Origin of the sequence: Actimicrobium sp. CCI2.3, from assembly GCF_035019065.1 — a bacterium.
GTDB lineage: Bacteria > Pseudomonadota > Gammaproteobacteria > Burkholderiales > Burkholderiaceae_D > Actimicrobium.
Window position 1 is genome coordinate 1 of record NZ_JASJWR010000037.1, and the last position, 17414, is coordinate 17414.

Consider the following 17414-nt stretch of genomic DNA (forward strand, 5'->3'; position numbering starts at 1 on the left):
GCACCGCTTCGCGCTAAATCCTGCATTTACTACGAAGCAAAATTGGTCAAGACGTTGCTCGTGAGGCGCTTACGCTCATCCTGAGTCGGGCAGGTTCGGGACGCAATGCAACGTTGATAAGCTACCACAACATATGCCATCTCATTGAGAACGGTCTGGTGACGGAAGATACGCTGGATGTCGTGCTTGAAGAGGAAATTGACGCGCAGAGGATGCGACGTGGGCCTGGTTATGTCCATTCGATGGAACAGCTTGCATCGTTGCGAACGGCTTTACTGGACAAAATGGCGGCCGATGCACGAATCACACCGCTCAACGTGACTAAGCCATTGCGCCGTGCCTCGGCACCGGGCTGGCTAGGGCAAACAATCAGTAATGCAAGAGATTTGGGCTCGCCGCGACTTAAAGAGGACAGTCAAACCTCCGACCGCCCAAGCAACGTGACCGCGTTGCCGATACAAGATAACAGCGAGAAAGTGGAAATCAACACGCCAATAACGGACTTGGCAGATCCGGTGTTGCCCCATAGTGCTGACGGCCGTTCTTTTGCTCCCATCGAAATGCCGGAACATAATCTACTCGAACAGTCAGCAGATGTTGCTGAAGATATTTTCTTTCATCCCGCCGCGATGCAAGGTCACAGTCAAACAGAACAATCGAAAGATATCTCGCCGAGTGAAATTGTTGAGGCAGGCAGTTCCACCAAATTCGATGGTGCCCTGATTCAAGATGGCCCGATTAACCCGCCTCTGCGAACCAGATATACCAATGATCAAATTGACATGGAGAGAGCGGATCATTTACTTTTAGGACCGAGTGAGGGGATGAATATACAACGGCAACTGTTTACTGACGATGGTGGAAGCTGGTGGCGGGCGGCATTTGTTTCCGTACTAATGGAGCAAGCCGTCCAATCACCCAATGGCCTTGATCACACTGAGCAAGCGGCCCAAAAAATCGCGGAACGCATTCGTGCGCTGGAGGGAGATTTTAGCGAAGAAGCCACTATCGTGGAGCAGATGATGATGCAGATGATCAACCCTGTTTTCGGTGCCGGAAGCTCTGGAAAAGGCATTCGTGGCTTCATGACTGATTTGCAACCCCGGATGGGTGGCAATGAGTTGAAGCTAGTAGACCCCATGTTTTTAGGCAATGTCAGCCGATTAAAGGCGGTTGGTGAAGACGACGATGATCCGGGCCAGCCCGGTGAAACGGCACTCAAGAAAATTGCACATGCCATGCTGCTCAAAGCAGGCTTTAGCCCAACTACGGTCGATGCACTATTTGATGAGAACTACAACGAAGAGGGTACAACAGCGCACGTCGTTGAACTGATGAATCAGCTTGGTGCAAGGGAAGGGATTATCTATACCCGTCCATGGGTACAGCCAGATCCAAATTCTTCAGGATATCCCTGGCTCGATTTTAAGTCTGTCATATTGGACATGTATGCGATGAACAATCCGTTAGGTCCTAAACGTTTTGAAGACCCCGGCATTCAAACGGGGGACCAAGTGCGAAATTTTATACGTTCACATGCCAACAAACCTGTGATCGTGGCAGAGCACGGCCATTTTTCCATCCTGATCGACTACTCGGAAGCGAATGCAGCGGGCTACACCTAACGTGGTATTTTTAAACAAACGACATATATCGCTATTAGTGGACCTACTCCCAAGACAACGTGTTCTTCGGAAGATCGTTGTTCGGATCATAAGCGTTGATGGCATCTGCGCCATTCAACGCGTCAGTGTAGATGACTAGATTCGCGTCGCCGGTGATCGCGGAATTAAACAGGTTTCCCGTTGCGCCAGCAGCGAGAACCTGATCGCCAATGACCCAGGATGGGGGTTCAATACCCTCGTTGAAATGAATTTCCCGCCAGTCGCGCTAAAAATCTTGCCAGAGCGCGTTCCGGTGGCGTGTAAAGCCACTGCGCAAATCCACGGTGGTAACAATTGAGATGTTGTAGCTGACCATGAAGCCAGGCGGCAAGAGCGCATCAACCTGCTGGTATTCGGCTAGCCTTCGTTTTATTGCCTTTATCAAAAGTCAATGCGAGACCTTCGAACCACTACATTTAGTATTTCGTTCAGCCGCAAAGAGCGTGAGCTGGCGGCGGCTAATTGCAAGCTGGTCGCAAAGTGCATGAGCTGATTTGCAAATAATGTGAGCACGAGCCGCCGGTGAGTCGCAATTAGTCTGAGCTCAAAACAGCGCTGACTGCGAGCTGGACCATTTTCGATTGCAAGCCGCTACACGTAGCGACAAGACTTGATGCCCTATTGATGCGCCGCACGCTTATTGTCACGCTGTGCTCGTCCACAATGCTCCTCGCTACGGCATCAATCAGGGCCTTGGCTTCCCGAGGATGAATTGATAAAAAATTTCATCTGCCAATGGAACTTATAGTTTCCAAACAACAAAATTGCTTGAAAGTACTGTCATTGATATGGACTAATGGTTATCATCGAATCACTTAAGTGACTTTTGATTACGCTACCAGCGCTCTTCTGCTGGCAGCGGCCCCGCAAAAGGAGTGACGATGCATCCAGGTATATTGACCGCTCGGGCCTGTCGGAATTTGGCGCTGCTGGGGTTGCTGGCGACCGGTGTCTGCACCAGCATCAACGCCTTTGCGCAATTGCAAATTCCCAATCCCCTGATCCGTCCGCATGGCCTGACCAACCCTGCCGCAGCAGACATGACGCCTCTGCCTGCCTCAGTCCCTGCCGCAGGCTACGCACGCACTTCCGAGTCAGCACCCTATCCGATTGTTCCGGGTGCGCCAGGCACCACCGTTGATAATCCCCTCACACGCGAACTGAACGAACAAAAAGACCGCTTTGCCGGATTCTATGTGTCGGCCATCGTCGGCAAGCAAGCGGTATTGCGCCGTTCGGCAGCACAGCGTCAGCTCACGACCGGGCAGGCCATGCCCGCAGTCGGCATGAGCATGGCACCGCTGCCGCTCGCTACGCAAGCCGCCGCAATGACAACGCGCAATGATGCACTGATGATTACGGATGGCGAATCGTTCGATGCCACCGGCAATGTGGGCAGCCTCTTTGCCCGGGTAAGCAACCGGCAAGTCGTGATTTACCACGTCGCCGATAACAGCGGCGCAGAACTGAAATCCGGCAAGCGCTTTCCCATCGTGTTTGTCGGCGAACTGGAAACCTCCGGCAATCCGGCCCAGCCTGCCATCGTACTGGAGCGTCCCGATCCGCTTTACAAGCGCAGCATCTCCGTCGAGGTCAAGGCTCGCAGTGCATCGGCTCCGCTTACGGATAATCAAAACCAGAACCAGAACCCGAATCAGCAATCACTGGCCGCCTCGCCGGCACCGTTGCAGTGAACCGGGGAACGCGACCATGAACGCCACCCGGCCTCCTGACAACAGCCTGCAAAGCCAGATCGGTGCCTTTCTGGTGACGACGGGCGTGATCACCGTGCAACAACTCGACGTGTGCCTGCGCCAGCAAAAATCAACCCGTGAAAGCGGTCAACAAGCATTGCTCGCCGAAATCATTGTGCGTAACAAGTTTGCCAGCAAGACGCAAATTGGCTTTGCAGTCAAACGACTTGATGGCGAAAGCGAGTCGCTCCTGTTCCGGCAATTGCTCCCGCTCGGACTGTGCAAGTTACATAGCGTTTTTCCGGTTCAGGTAGAGAGCGGTGTGCTGCAATTGAAAGCCGCACGCATTCTGTCCGAGAATGCCCGCCGCACCTTGATGGATGCCTGCGAAGTAAAAGTAACGAATCTGCGTATCGAGCCCACCGATATGGGCGATATCCGCCGCTCGCTCGATAGCATTTACAGCGCCTCCCACAGCTTTGAATCCATCGCCCTGCGACTGCGCAGCGAGGAGATTAATGGCTTGCTACTCAAGCAAGCGCTCGATGCGATGCTGTCAGAAGCCATCCTCTTGCGCGCGTCGGACATCCATCTGGACAAATTACGCGACCCGAATGCATGGATCAGCTATCGCGTCGACGGCTCGCTCAGGCCCACGCATCTGGTGCCGGAACGGACCATGGCCGCGCTGTTTTCGCGTATCAAGAACGAATCGGGCATGGATGCCTCGGATACCCGGCGTGCCCAGGACGGCCGGTTATCCCTCGCCGATGCCGGTACCGGCGTCGAATTCCGCGTCGCCACGCAACCGATCGCCGGCGGTGAAACCATCGCCATCCGGGTGCTTGATCCGTCCTCGATGATCGGGCTCGATGCGCTGTTTCCGTATCAGTTGCAAATGAACGAGCTATTTCGCCAGCTCGCTGATGTGCGCGGCAAGACCGGTGGGCTGGTGCTCATCTCCGGCCCGACCGGTTCCGGCAAGACCACCACGCTCTATGCACTGGCACAGAACTTTGGCCGCGATCGCATCAATGTGATCACCGTCGAGGAGCCGGTCGAGTACATCCTGCCGTTTGCACGCCAGATCCAGCTGAACCAGTTGCTCAATGAAAAATCGGTCGACCTGGAACGTTCGGTGTTGCGACAAGATCCCGACGTACTGATCCTCGGTGAAATCCGTGACAACGACACGATGCGGGCCGCGCTCAAGTTTGCCGAATCCGGCCATCTGGTGCTGGCGACCGTCCATGCGAAAGATGTCGCCCAGACGTTCGAGCGGGTGCTGTCTTTCTGCGATCCGGCCAACAAGCAGGAGGCACTCTACATTCTGGCTAACCAGCTCAGAGTGGTGGTCAACCAGGGACTGATCCCCAAACTGTGCAGTTGCGCCAGCGAGATCGACAGCGAATCCGCCGTCGAACTCAACGACACGCTGGGTCTCACCTTTCATGGGCATGCGCGCTTTCTGCGCCGTGCCGGCTGTGCGGCATGCAGCCAGACCGGTTATCGCGGCCGGGTCGCGATCCACGAAACCGTGGTGATACCGAACACCGACACGCTGCGCCTCGACATCACGCGCCTGCTGTTCGAGTCAATCCACAACTTCCAGGCCGTGTTTGCGATGGAACAGGTCACGCATATCGACAAGCATCAGGTCATGGCGCAGCTGCTCGAATGCCATGTGATTGATGCCGAGACCGTCACGCAATCGATCCGGGCGGGCTTCTGACATGGAGACCCTGAAAAATTTCAGCGTGACTTACTTGCTGCCATTTGCCGATGATGCCGATGCCGTGCGCGACCGCAGTGCGCGCAAGCACTTCCGGCATAACCGCATCATGGTCGCCACCAGCCGCGAACAGATCGTGCATGACGTGCGCAAAACAGGTGGCGTACCGATCGATATCCGCATCATCAAGCCGGCCATGAACTGGCTCAATCCGGTATCACGCGACTATAAGCAGCAATTCCTGCTGGCGATTTATTTCAACACACAGGCCGGTCTGAGTGCCGGCCGCGCGCTCAAGCTGGTGATCGATGCCGAGAATGGTCCGCAGCGCCAGCGCCTCAATTTTGCCAACCTGATCCTTGATGGCGGCGGCAGCTTCCTTGATGCGATGGAAGCGCTGGGATTCTTTGACCAGACTACGCTGGCCATTCTCGAAGCCGGTGAAAAAACCGGCACGCTGTCGAGCGCCATCAACACGGCCATCGACTATTACCAGGCCCGTGCCGGCACCCTGAAAATCCTGATGGGCACGGCCATTTTTACTGCCATCGAAGTGGCGTTCTCGGTCTTGTCTTTGATCGGCAACCGGGTTGCCGTACTGCCCGCCATCGAAAAGGAAATCAGCGAGAACACCGCGCCCGAAAAAATCGCCAGCATCAAGCGTGGCATTGCGGTGGCCTATTTCGCCAATGACCTGATGCTGCTGGTATCGCTGGGACTGGTCGTATTTGCCGCCGTATGTACCTGGGGCTATCTCAACGGCAGCAGCGATTTCCGCAAGAAAGTCGACGACATTATCCTGTGCATCCCGCAAGTCAAGGACATCGTCCTGCACGGCGCACTGGCCAACAGCACCAAGGTGGCGGTCTCGCTGATCCGCGGCGGGGTCGACTTGATCGTCTCGTTTGCGATTGCCGAAAAAGCCTCGCGGGTGCCGCGCGTGCTGGGCTACTGGCGCGGCGCGGTCCGGCGCATCGAAGACGGCGAAGACATCGCCCACGCCCTGGCGCAAACGCCGCTGGAAAACTCCGAGCGCACCTTGATCCGTTCGCACACCGACCGCCACCAGCTGGCGCGCGCTTTTGAAGTCATCGCCGAACGCAGAGAGGTTTTCGCGCAACGCGCAGCCAAAAAATTCCAGGTGTTTTCATTCATTGCCACGCTCGCCTTTTCGCTGGTGGCCGTACTGATTGCACTTTTTGTTGCCCTGATCCAGAGCGAGGGCAGCCTGGCCTCGATGACTTCGTTATAGGACAGCCGATACCATGGCCAAACTCAGTCCCGTCCAGTTCGAAAACGCGTATGCCGGCATGATTGCCGGCGTGATCCCGCTGCACAGTGGCGACATCGACAAGAGCGTTTTCATGGTGGCACAAGATGTGCTGGGTACGGCGCGCCTACATTTTCTGGTGGCAGTCGATCGCGACAACAGCGCGGTCTATTACTTTGCCGCGGCATCGAGCGCCTTCGCGTCCATCCCCGCCTTCAGCACGCCACTGGCAGCGGCCATGCCGGGCCATCCGCAACATCGCGGCGACGGGATTTATTTCTTGCCTGATGTCAGCCTGTCGGTGGCAGTCGAAAAAATCCGCGATCACATTCGCCTGATCGCCAACACCCCCGAAGTCATGGCCGACTGGCTGGCCGGACAAAGCGAGCAGGCCGTGTATCTGGTCGAAGACGACGAAGCCTGGGCCATGGAATCTATTCCTGCTGCTTACCGTCGCATCGCCGACGGGATTTCGCTTAGCGCCAGCCGGTATTCATTGGTCGTCGCCGCCATTGCGCTGCTGCTGTACGTGGGCGCAGCCATCGGCGTCTCGGTACTCAATGCCTCGGCCGACAAGTCCAGCCAGGCCCACATGAAAGCCATCAATAACGCGGTCACCCGGATTGACTTCGTGTCGCCGCTATCACAGCAACTCGCGCGGATGCAGAAAGTCTCGGCGCTGGTGGTGCGTGCCGGCGGCTGGATCGACGAGTACAAGGTCAAGAATGGCGATGAAAAATTTATTCTGATGATGCCGGCCTGGATCACCAGGGACTACATCGATGCACTTGGCTCGCGCGTCGTCGCCGACCAGACCAGCGACGACAACCTGATCCGCATCGCACAAGGGGTGTCCTTGCCTGGCACGCTTCCCGCGGCGCGTGGCCTGAAAAACAAACCGGTCGTCGTACCGCGCTGACCAATGAAAAATCCATTTTCTTCCCAGCCCGTGAATCCGGACGACGCATCGGAACGTCGCCACCTGCCACGCGCGCATGCGTTCGGCAAGCCAGCCAACCATGTCGGCCCCTTCCTGAACGCGGCATTGCAGAATTTTTCGCTGATCGCGCCGTTGCTGTTTGTTGCCGCAGTCGTGCTGTGCGTGATGGCGGCGAACCAGAGTGCACTCTTCATTACCGCCATCACGCGCGACATCAAAAGCACCGAAGCCAACAAGATCGCGCCGTTGCTCGACAAGAAGCCACTCCAGGCAGCCGACTACAAGAGCGCCGCCAACATCATGGCAAAAAATAATTCGGCCGTCCTCGTTGCGGTCAACACCAGCAACAACGCCTTGCTGGTCAGCATCAAGGATCCGGCACTGTTGCCCGAGTTCATGTATGCCCTGGCAACGCTGCAGTCGTTCCGTCAAGGCGTGGCCTGGGATGGCCGCGAACTCTGCCTGGCCAAATGCGACGGTGGCATGGCGGCAACGGCCGAGATTAGCGGCTACACCCAGGGCATTTCATTTGATGGTCTCAGCACGCGATGACCACTTTTTCATTTACCAAAAACAAGGAGCAACCATGACAACTCCCACTGGTAATCGCAAGACACTCGTCGCCAGCATTGTTGTCGCCACCATGGTGCTGGCCAGTGCGGCGTATTTCGGCCTTGAGATCCTGCGCTCGGCCGCTGCGAAGGAATCACGGTCCGACATCGGCAGCGTCAAGCAAACCACCAACCGTATCGTTGCCGTCGTCGACGGTGCCGAAATCGCCGAGGCTGAGCTACTGCCGTTCCTCAATGCCGGGCTCGACAAGGCGATTGCCGTCGATCGCGCGATCAACAAGGTCATCGCCGCCAACAGTGCCGACAAGCTCTATCGCCAGGCCGCCAAAACGGCGATGCAAAGCGCACGCAATGAAGTACTGGCCAGCGTCTTTATTAACCAGCGCTCGCTGGAAGTACGCAATGGCGTGACCGACAAGGACATCAAGGTGTTCTACGACACACGCGTCAAGGACGAGGACTTCACCACCTTCAAGCTGAAATTCTTTGTTTCGGTCGATGCCAAGGAAGCACAGGACGTCTTCGATGGCGTCGGTCGCGGCGACAAAGAGGCCATGGCAAAGCTGACCTGGGTCCGCAAGGATGGTGAGCATTACATGACCGCAGCCGAAGTGCCCTACGGGCTGGGCGTCGCGGTCAAGAAGCTCAAAACCGGCCAGCGCCTGCAACCGGTCACCGTGCGTGAAGGTGCGCTGGTGCTGTACGTCGACGACATCAAGACCAATCCGAAACCCGAACTGGCCAAGGTTGAAGGCGAGATCAAGGACTTGCTGGTAGCAGAACGTTTCAACGAAGACATGAAGGCCCGCAGGGCTGCGGCAAAAATCGAATTACGCAGCTAATCGTAAAAACTCGTTTTTTAACTCATCACCGGAGCTCAAGCATGGATATCACCTTTCATCAGCATCATCTTTCAAAGCAGCGCGGTATGGGTGCCACGGTCATCCTGTTCACGATTGCGCTGATCGTCCTGGTAGGGGCAGCGCTGGCCTATTCCAGCCGCGGATCCTCCAAATCGCTCAGTGTCGAAAGCGCCAAGGTCTACAGTGCGATCATCCTCAAGCAAAGCGGGGAATATCGCGAAGCGTACAACCGCTTCATCTTCGACGGCAACAGTGCTTCCACGATGACCTTTGATACCACGAGTGGCACGGGTCTGTTCGATCCGAACAAGCAGTACGGCATCAACCAGTCGGCACCGGCACAAGCCATCACCACCGGCGCGACTGATGCTGCCTGGCAATACAACAAGTCCATCTTCGTCAGTGGCATCGGTATCGATACCACCGGCGGCGCAGATAGCATCGTCTATCTCAACAAGCTGTCGCTCGCAGCGTGCCAGCAAATCAACTTGCAAATGTATGGCGATCCGATCGGCACGACGATCCCGAGCGCCACCATTGCGCTGGCTGATTTCGCGATCAACAACGGCACCAAGACCATCACGGCCGGTGGGCGTGCGACCGGTTGCGTCGCCACATCAGATCCGTTCTACATCTTCTACAGCACCCTCGCCGAAAACTGATCCGCCATGACAACCTCACTTGCATCGCTCTGGAGCCCCGACCTCGCCGTCGGCAGCATCGCCCTCGACCGTCGCAACCGCGACGTGTTCGAGACACTCGCCGCCGCCAGTAGCCGCGTCGCGTGTCTCGACGCCGCGGACCTGAAGCGCTGGCTGCGCACCACCTATACCCAGTTCGATACCCTGCTCATGGAAGAAGAAGCCGAACTGGCCGAAATCGCCTATCCGGAACTGGTTTTCCACCGTAAATTACATGACCAGGCACGCAGCATCACCCGCACCGCCCGCATGCAACTGGCTCGTCCGGACAGCGCCGACGTGGTCGCCGTGCTGGCGCGCGAGAGCTGCGCTGCGCTATCGTTCTGGCTGATGCGCCATGTGATCGACGTCGACAAACTGTTCTTTCCGTACATCGATGCCCGTTACCGGGCTGCCTGAAAAGAACCGACATGATTCGCTGCCCGCCCCGACCTGCAACCGGCTTTGCTGCCGCGACAGCCCTGTTTGCGATCGGCCTGTTCGTGTTGCTCGGCTTCGTCGCCTCCGGCAACGCGCGCAACAGTGCCCGGGCAGAACTGTTTCATGCCACCAAAGACCAGATGGTGGCGCAGCGCGATCTGATCGCCAACCTGCTCGTGCTGTGTCGGGCGGTCTATCCGGATGGGAATAACGGCACCGCATTCCATCCTTCCTATCCGGCTACGCCCTCTTCACCATCGACCGTGAGCGCACTAATCTGTCCCAAATCGGGGCTCTCGATCTGGTCGGGCGACGCCAGTGCCACGCAGCTGCGACCGCTGACCGGATTCACGCCGTGGAGCTATATCAATGATGCGACCAGCATCCGTATTGCGATCACGGCCAACGAAGCCGGCTCGACGTTCTACCGCAATCTGCTCGATGCCGTCATCGCCAAAATCGGCAGTGCCCAGGCAACCCGCAGCGGCGACACGCTAACCGTCACGCTGGTGAGCCCATGACCACACTACCGACACGCCTGCTCGTTACCACCGCGCTGCTGCTGGCACTGCCGGCCCAGGCAGTGCGCACCAACGAACTGGTCGGCTCGTTCAAGGTTGCCGCTGACCTGGCACGCCGCTCATCACAGGAACTGGCCGTCAAACAAGCGGCCGCCATCATCACCACCGTCATTGCCACAACGCCGGATACGGATGGCGACTCGTTCCCCGAACCGCCGCCCTACTTGTCCGGCGCAGGCCCCGCCGGTGGTGGTCTCGTCCCCACCGGCCTGGGTGCACCGATCAGTGATGGCTATGGGACCAAGCTTGGCTATTGTGCGTGGGATAACGGCAGCGTCATGAGCGGTGGCAACCGACTCAACGGCAGTGCCACCGATACCGGCGCGGTCACGTTTGCGGTCGTCTCTGCCGGTCTCGACGGTGTGTTCAACCGCACCTGCGCGCAAATTGCCAGTGGCGCAACGACCACCGATGATGATTTCGTGGTGAGCGTCTCTACCGCCCAAATCCGCCAGGGCGTCGGCGGTACCGTCTACTTTGGTGATCCGGTCGCCGACATGACGGCGCTGGGTTTGCTCATCGGTGCGGACCAGAAGGTAGGCGCAATGCGCCTCGTCAAAAGTGATAACACCTTGTGGCGCTGGGACGGCAGCATCTGGCAACCGGTCGCCAACACGTATGCGGCCAGCAATGTCGCCATCACGGGTGGCACCATCAACAACACCAGGATAGGCAACACGTCGCCGTCATCAGGCGCTTTCACAACACTGAGCGGTACGCTCACCGGCAATGTCACTGGTAACGTCACGGGCAATGTCACCGGCAATCTGACCGGTAACGTCATCGGCAATGTCACCGGTAACACCGACACTGCCAGTCGGCTCATTACGGCACGCACGCTCGACATCAGTGGCGATGCCACCTGGTCAGTCCTATTCGACGGTTCGGCCAACGCCAGCGGCATATTGACGCTGGCCAACAGTGGCGTCGCCGCTGGCGTATATGGCTCGAACGTTTCAGTACCGACCTTCTCGGTCGATGCCAAAGGTCGCCTGACCGCTGCAGCCAATGTGCTTGTCACACCGGCGCTGTCGTCGCTGACAGGTGCGGCTGCCGCCAACACCATTGGCAACGGTGCTTACGCACAAAGCTGGAACTGGTCACTGACCGGCAATACCAGCGCGTTGTCGATCGGCGAAACGGCGGCTTCATCGGGCGGCAGTGGCAGCCAAATGCTGGTGGGCATCGCCACGCTGGCCGGTTCGACGGCCATCCCGCTGCGCGTCGCCTCGCGCGGAGTCGAAGCGTTCCGGGTCGACAGCGTTAATCCACAACTGGTCGCCAATAACGGGGCCGCAGCAGCACCTGGCTACGCTTTCGCAGGGGAGCAATCGACCGGGCTGTATTTGCCCGGGACCGGGCAGATTGCGGCCAGCGTGGCCGGCGCGCGCGGCCTGTGGGTCACCAACGGATCGAATAATTCTGCCTTTGGCAATGGGGCCTTGATCACCAATACCACCGGCACCAACAATACCGTGATCGGTGCGAATGCAGACGTAGCGAGCAATAACCTGAGTTATGCCACTGCACTGGGTGCCAGCGCGGTTGTATCTACTTCCAGTACGGTAGTCCTGGGCCGTACCAGCGATGCGGTGGTGATTGGCGCAACCGGTGACGATTCCTCTGGCAACAAACTCCAGGTAACCGGCTCCATTTCTTCCAGCAAGGGACTGAACATATCGGGCACTCTGGGATTAACAGCGCCTGGTGCGCCTTCCATTAATTCAACACTTCAAAATGCTTCTGTTTATTTGAATGGCGGTTCAATTGCCGGCGCAATGAACTTGAACGATTATTGGTATATCGGAAAAAGTCCGACATCGGCGTATCAAACTTCAGACAATGGCGCGCTGTACATCATGACCGGTGATAACCAGAGTGAGCCTATTATTTTTGGCCAATATTACGGGTGGCAAACAATCGATCAGGCCCGTCTATTGACGCTCATGGATGCAAGTGGAAATACGACGCTTGCCGGTAACCTGACTGTCCCGGGGTCGACTACCCTTGGCGGCGATTTAACCGTAAGTTCCCCGAGCGCCCTGACTACCGTGCGTGAATTAAGAATGTACTCGCCGAATAATGCCGTCTGGGATCATTTTTTTATCAAACACGACGGCGCAAATGCGGTTTTGGCAGCAGGGGGTGCTGATAACGGCATGATTTTTAAAGTGAGTTCAACGAACGCAGGCGATATCGGGAGCCAAACCTACAATACGGTGATGACATTACAGTCTGATCTGACGGCGACGTTTACTGGTGCCGTAACCGCTTCTTCGTTCATCGGCAACGGCGCTGCGTTGACCTCGCTCGACGCAGGCCGCATCACTGCCGGCACCCTGGCCGTGGCACGCGGCGGCACCGGACTGGGTACAACGCCAACCAATGGACAACTCCTGATCGGCAATGGCAGCGGGTATACGCTGGCCAGTCTGACCGGGACTACCAACCAGATCATTGTCAGCCCCGGCTCTGGCAGCATCGGGCTGTCGCTGCCACAAGACGTCGCCACTACCAGCAGCCCAACCTTTGGTGGACTCACCCTGACCGGGGCCTTGAGTGCAACGAGCGGCACCTTCAGCAGCAACCTTGATGTTGATGGCACTCTGAAACTGAAAAATGGGAAAGGCCTACTCCTCAATGGAAACTTGATCTCTGGAAACCCTGACACGTTCTGGGGTATATACAGGGCTCTCGCCGGCGGTGCGAATTCTTTAGGCGGAGCGGCTGCAACTGCGTCGATCGATGGAAGAACGGACGCCCATTTGCGATTTCGCGCTTACTCCGATTTGAATCAAGGATTTATCTGGGAAAACAGTGCCGAACAAGCCCTGATGAGCCTGACTAGCGACAGCGGGAATCTCTACACCAAGGGTAACGTCAGCGCAGGTGGCTGGGATTTCATGCTGGGAGCAACTGATCAGGTCACCCGCGGAAATTCTGGCATTTCCCGGGCGTTAGCCAAAAATATCGGTTCCGTGCTCGCCATCAACTATGCAGGTGACTTTACCGGTGGCGTGCGCGTCGATGGGCCAAGCCTCACGCTAGGAGGAAATCTCATCGTTGGTGGCACTCTGCAGCTAACAGGTGGAAAAGGTCTTTTACTTAACGGCACCTCAGACACTAACTGGGGTATCTACAAGGCTCTCGCCGGCGGTACGAATTCTCTGGGTGGAGCGGCTGCAACCGCGTCTATCGATGGCAGGACTGGTGCCCAGGTGCGTTTTCGCGCTTACGGCAACAATACGACGGACGGATTCATCTGGGAAAACAGCAACGAACAAGCCCTGATGAGCCTGACCAACGACAGCGGGAATCTCTATACCAAGGGCAGCGTCACCGTGGGAGGTGCCCTGGCCGCTACCACAGCAACATTCAGCAACACGACAACCCTTGCCGCAGGCACCACCACTGTTGCGCCATTGAAGTTCCAGACCGGCACCAATCTCAGCACACTTGTCCTTGGCGCGATGGAATTCAATGGCACCAATCTCTTCATCACCGCTGGTGGACCAACCCGCAAGACCATCGCTTATCTCGACAGCGCAATGACAGGCGATGGCGCATTAATCACCAACCTCAATGCAGGCAATATCGCCAGCGGAACGCTGGCCGTGGCACGCGGCGGCACAGGACTGGGTACAACGCCAACCAATGGACAACTCCTGATTGGCAATGGCAGCGGGTATGCGCTGGCCAGTCTGACGGGAACCCCCAATCAGATTACCGTCACGCCCGGCTCCGGCAGCATCGGCTTGTCGCTACCACAAAACATCGCCGCCACCAGCACCCCAAGCTTTGCCGGGCTGACCTTGAGCGGTAGACTCAGCCTCGTCACGGGCACCACGACAGTCGCTCCCCTGACATTCAGCAGCGGCACCAATCTCACCTCACCAGTCCTTGGTGCAATGGAATTCAATGGCACCAATCTCTTCATCACCGCTGGCGGACCAACCCGCAAGACCATCGCTTATCTCGACAGCGCAATGACAGGCGATGGCGCATTAATCACCAACCTCAATGCAGGCAATATCGCCAGCGGAACGCTGGCCGTGGCACGCGGCGGCACAGGACTGGGTACAACGCCAACCAATGGACAACTCCTGATTGGCAATGGCAGCGGGTATACGCTGGCCAGTCTGACCGGGACCGCCAGCCAGATCACCGTCACTTCCGGCTCCGGCAGCATCGGGTTGTCGCTGCCACAGAACATCGCCAGCACCAGCACCCCGAGCTTTGCCGGACTCACGCTGACTGGTGGACTCGGCCTCACCACCGGCACCACGACGGTCGCCCCTCTGACATGGACCAGCGGCACCAATCTCACTACACCCGTCGTTGGTGCAATGGAATTCAATGGCACCAATCTCTTCATGACCGTTGGCGGACCAACCCGTAAAACCATCGCTTATCTCGATAGCGCAATGACAGGCGACGGCTCCTCCCTCACCAACCTCAATGCCGGCAATATCGCCAGCGGCACGCTGGCAGTGGCACGCGGCGGCACCGGACTGGGCACAACGCCAACCAATGGACAACTGCTGATTGGCAATGGCAGCGGGTATACGCTGGCCAGTCTGACCGGGACCGCCAGCCAGATCACCGTCACTTCCGGCTCGGGCAGCATCGGGTTGTCGCTGCCACAGAATATCGCCAGCACCAGCACCCCGAGCTTTGCCGGACTCACGCTGACTGGTGGACTCGGCCTCACCACCGGCACCACGACGGTCGCACCTCTGACATGGACCAGCGGCACCAATCTCACTACACCCGTCGTTGGTGCAATGGAATTCAATGGCACCAATCTCTTCATGACCGTTGCAGGACCAACCCGTAAAACCATCGCTTATCTCGATAGCGCAATGACCGGCGACGGCTCCTCCCTCACCAACCTCAATGCCGGCAATATCGCCAGCGGCACGCTGGCAGTGGCACGCGGCGGCACCGGACTGGGCACAACGCCAACCAATGGACAACTGCTGATTGGCAATGGCAGCGGGTATACGCTGGCCAGTCTGACCGGGACCGCCAGCCAGATCACCGTCACTTCCGGCTCGGGCAGCATCGGGTTGTCGCTGCCACAGAATATCGCCAGCACCAGCACCCCGAGCTTTGCCGGACTCACGCTGACTGGTGGACTCGGCCTCACCACCGGCACCACGACGGTCGCCCCTCTGACTTGGACCAGCGGCACCAATCTCACTACACCCGTCGTTGGCGCAATGGAATTCAATGGCACCAATCTCTTCATGACCGTTGCAGGACCAACCCGTAAAACCATCGCTTATCTCGATAGCGCAATGACAGGCGACGGCTCCTCCCTCACCAACCTCAATGCCGGCAATATCGCCAGCGGCACGCTGGCAGTGGCACGCGGCGGCACCGGACTGGGCACGACGCCAACCAATGGACAACTCCTGATTGGTAATGGCAGCGGGTACGCGCTGGCCAATCTGACGGGGACCACCAGCCAGATCACCGTCACCTCCGGCTCTGGCAGCATTACCCTTTCGCTGCCACAAAGCATCGCCACCAGCAGCACCCCGAGCTTTGCAGGACTCACCCTGACCGGTGCCTTGAGCGCAACGAGCGGCACCTTCAGCAGCAACCTCGCTGTTAGCGGCACTCTGCAACTGACGAGTGGAAAAGGCCTTTTACTCAATGGCACTGACACAAACTGGGGTATCTACAGGGCAAGCTCCGGCGGGTCGAATTCTCTGGCCGGAGCGGCTGCAACCGCGTCGATCGATGGCAGGACCGGTGCCCAGTTGCGGTTTCGCGCCTTCTCCAGTGCACCTGAAGGATTTATCTGGGAAAACACAAGTGAACAAGCCCTGATGAGCCTGACCAGCGACAGCGGGAATCTCTATACCAAGGGTAGCGTCACTGCGGGAGGTGCCTTGAGCGCAACAAGCGGCACCTTCAGCAGCAACCTTGCTGTCAGTGGCACCCTGCAACTAACGAGTGGAAAAGGCCTTTTACTCAATGGCACGTCTGACACTAACTGGGGTATTTACAAGGCTAGCTCCGGTGGCACGAATTCACTGGGCGGAGCGGCTGCAACTGCGTCGATCGATGGCAGAACTGGTTCTCAGGTGCGGTTTCGCACTTACGCCAATAATTCGACTGACGGATTTCTCTGGGAAAACAGCAACGAACAAGCTCTGATGAGCCTGACCAACGACACCGGAAATCTCTACACCAAGGGTAGCGTCACCGCGTCCGCTTATTTCACGTCTTCGGACAGGCGTTACAAAAAGAACATCACGCCGATCATCAATGCGGTCAAGACCATCTCGGCTCTGCAAGGAGTGCATTACGAATTTGATCGGGCCGCCTTTCCAATGAAAAATTTCGAGGAAGGCCGCAAGCTCGGTTTCATCGCGCAGCAAATCGAATCCACCGTACCGGAAATTGTGCAAACGGATAACTTTGGGTACAAGACCGTCCAGTACTCGCCACTCGTGGCGCTGCTAGTCGAAGGTATCAAGGAACAGCAACTGACCCTGCAGTACCTGGTCAAGAAGGACCCGGCCACACTGCTAGTCGACATCAAGACCTTCCAGGGTAACGATGCGGTATTCGAAAACATCAAATCAACCACGATCAGGACGGCCAACCTCGAAGCTGACATCGCCCGTATCAAGAAGCTCGAGGCCGATCGCATTGACTCCAAATACCTGCGTTCCGATGTGATGAAGACCGGTGAGACCGAGGTATTTGTCAGTCTCGGCGCGTTCCAGCCGATCTTCGTGCCGCTGGCCGGTGCGCAATACATTGTCAATGTCACGGCCGAGGATGGCAGCAGCGCATTTGCCTCGGTCGCTTTCATGGCGGGCAAGATCACCGTCACACCGATCAGCGGCAAGGGAGTCGATGTCACGGCAATGGGATCACAGGTCGGGCTGGTTGCTGCAAGCAAGAAAGTCAAGGCGACCTGGATACGGATGAGTTGATCAAGATAGCTTGAGCAGGAT

The 17414-nt window shown here is 57.5% G+C and carries 11 protein-coding genes; all 11 read left to right on the plus strand.

Annotated features, from left to right (window positions below; all coding sequences use genetic code 11):
* Nucleotides 1-113: 113 nt before the first annotated feature.
* On the plus strand, nucleotides 114-1625 hold the full coding sequence (locus QN370_RS17805; protein WP_322125745.1) for a hypothetical protein: 1512 nt from the start codon (nucleotides 114-116) through the stop codon (nucleotides 1623-1625).
* A gap of 920 nt (nucleotides 1626-2545) precedes the next feature.
* Entirely contained in the window at nucleotides 2546-3358 is an 813-nt protein-coding gene (locus QN370_RS17810; protein ID WP_322125744.1) for a hypothetical protein, read from the plus strand.
* Between the two features lie 16 nt (nucleotides 3359-3374).
* A complete protein-coding gene (locus tag QN370_RS17815; RefSeq protein ID WP_322125743.1) occupies nucleotides 3375-5090 on the plus strand; it encodes a GspE/PulE family protein in 1716 nt (571 codons plus the stop codon).
* Between the two features lies 1 nt (nucleotide 5091).
* Complete coding sequence (locus QN370_RS17820; protein ID WP_322125742.1) at nucleotides 5092-6342, plus strand: type II secretion system F family protein; 1251 nt, start codon at nucleotides 5092-5094, stop codon at nucleotides 6340-6342.
* A 13-nt stretch (nucleotides 6343-6355) separates the two neighbouring features.
* Nucleotides 6356-7279, plus strand: a complete 924-nt coding sequence (locus QN370_RS17825; protein ID WP_322125741.1) for a hypothetical protein — start codon at nucleotides 6356-6358, stop codon at nucleotides 7277-7279.
* Between the two features lie 3 nt (nucleotides 7280-7282).
* The gene (locus QN370_RS17830) at nucleotides 7283-7852 is read left to right on the plus strand and encodes a hypothetical protein (RefSeq protein ID WP_322125740.1); all 570 of its coding nucleotides are present in this window, start codon (nucleotides 7283-7285) and stop codon (nucleotides 7850-7852) included.
* 34 nt (nucleotides 7853-7886) lie between these two features.
* A complete protein-coding gene (locus QN370_RS17835; protein ID WP_322125739.1) occupies nucleotides 7887-8714 on the plus strand; it encodes a foldase protein PrsA in 828 nt (275 codons plus the stop codon).
* A gap of 41 nt (nucleotides 8715-8755) precedes the next feature.
* Nucleotides 8756-9397 carry a hypothetical protein gene (locus QN370_RS17840; RefSeq protein ID WP_322125738.1) on the plus strand — a complete coding sequence of 214 codons (642 nt, stop codon included), beginning with the start codon at nucleotides 8756-8758 and terminating at the stop codon, nucleotides 9395-9397.
* Between the two features lie 6 nt (nucleotides 9398-9403).
* Complete coding sequence (locus QN370_RS17845; RefSeq protein ID WP_322125737.1) at nucleotides 9404-9835, plus strand: hemerythrin domain-containing protein; 432 nt, start codon at nucleotides 9404-9406, stop codon at nucleotides 9833-9835.
* A gap of 11 nt (nucleotides 9836-9846) precedes the next feature.
* Nucleotides 9847-10377, plus strand: coding sequence for a hypothetical protein (locus tag QN370_RS17850; protein WP_322125736.1), 531 nt, complete (start codon nucleotides 9847-9849; stop codon nucleotides 10375-10377).
* The gene (locus QN370_RS17855) at nucleotides 10374-17393 is read left to right on the plus strand and encodes a tail fiber domain-containing protein (RefSeq protein ID WP_322125735.1); all 7020 of its coding nucleotides are present in this window, start codon (nucleotides 10374-10376) and stop codon (nucleotides 17391-17393) included. Before QN370_RS17850 ends, QN370_RS17855 begins: the two co-directional genes overlap by 4 nt.
* The last annotated feature ends 21 nt before the right edge of the window (nucleotides 17394-17414 follow it).

What these genes read in the sequence shown, in the direction of transcription:
- QN370_RS17855 (WP_322125735.1), top strand. Translation starts at nt 10,374, where the DNA reads ATGACCACACTACCGACACGCCTGCTCGTTACCACCGCGCTGCTGCTG.
- QN370_RS17820 (WP_322125742.1), top strand. Translation starts at nt 5,092, where the DNA reads ATGGAGACCCTGAAAAATTTCAGCGTGACTTACTTGCTGCCATTTGCC.
- QN370_RS17810 (WP_322125744.1), top strand. Translation starts at nt 2,546, where the DNA reads ATGCATCCAGGTATATTGACCGCTCGGGCCTGTCGGAATTTGGCGCTG.
- QN370_RS17840 (WP_322125738.1), top strand. Translation starts at nt 8,756, where the DNA reads ATGGATATCACCTTTCATCAGCATCATCTTTCAAAGCAGCGCGGTATG.
- QN370_RS17830 (WP_322125740.1), top strand. Translation starts at nt 7,283, where the DNA reads ATGAAAAATCCATTTTCTTCCCAGCCCGTGAATCCGGACGACGCATCG.
- QN370_RS17835 (WP_322125739.1), top strand. Translation starts at nt 7,887, where the DNA reads ATGACAACTCCCACTGGTAATCGCAAGACACTCGTCGCCAGCATTGTT.
- QN370_RS17825 (WP_322125741.1), top strand. Translation starts at nt 6,356, where the DNA reads ATGGCCAAACTCAGTCCCGTCCAGTTCGAAAACGCGTATGCCGGCATG.
- QN370_RS17850 (WP_322125736.1), top strand. Translation starts at nt 9,847, where the DNA reads ATGATTCGCTGCCCGCCCCGACCTGCAACCGGCTTTGCTGCCGCGACA.
- QN370_RS17845 (WP_322125737.1), top strand. Translation starts at nt 9,404, where the DNA reads ATGACAACCTCACTTGCATCGCTCTGGAGCCCCGACCTCGCCGTCGGC.
- QN370_RS17815 (WP_322125743.1), top strand. Translation starts at nt 3,375, where the DNA reads ATGAACGCCACCCGGCCTCCTGACAACAGCCTGCAAAGCCAGATCGGT.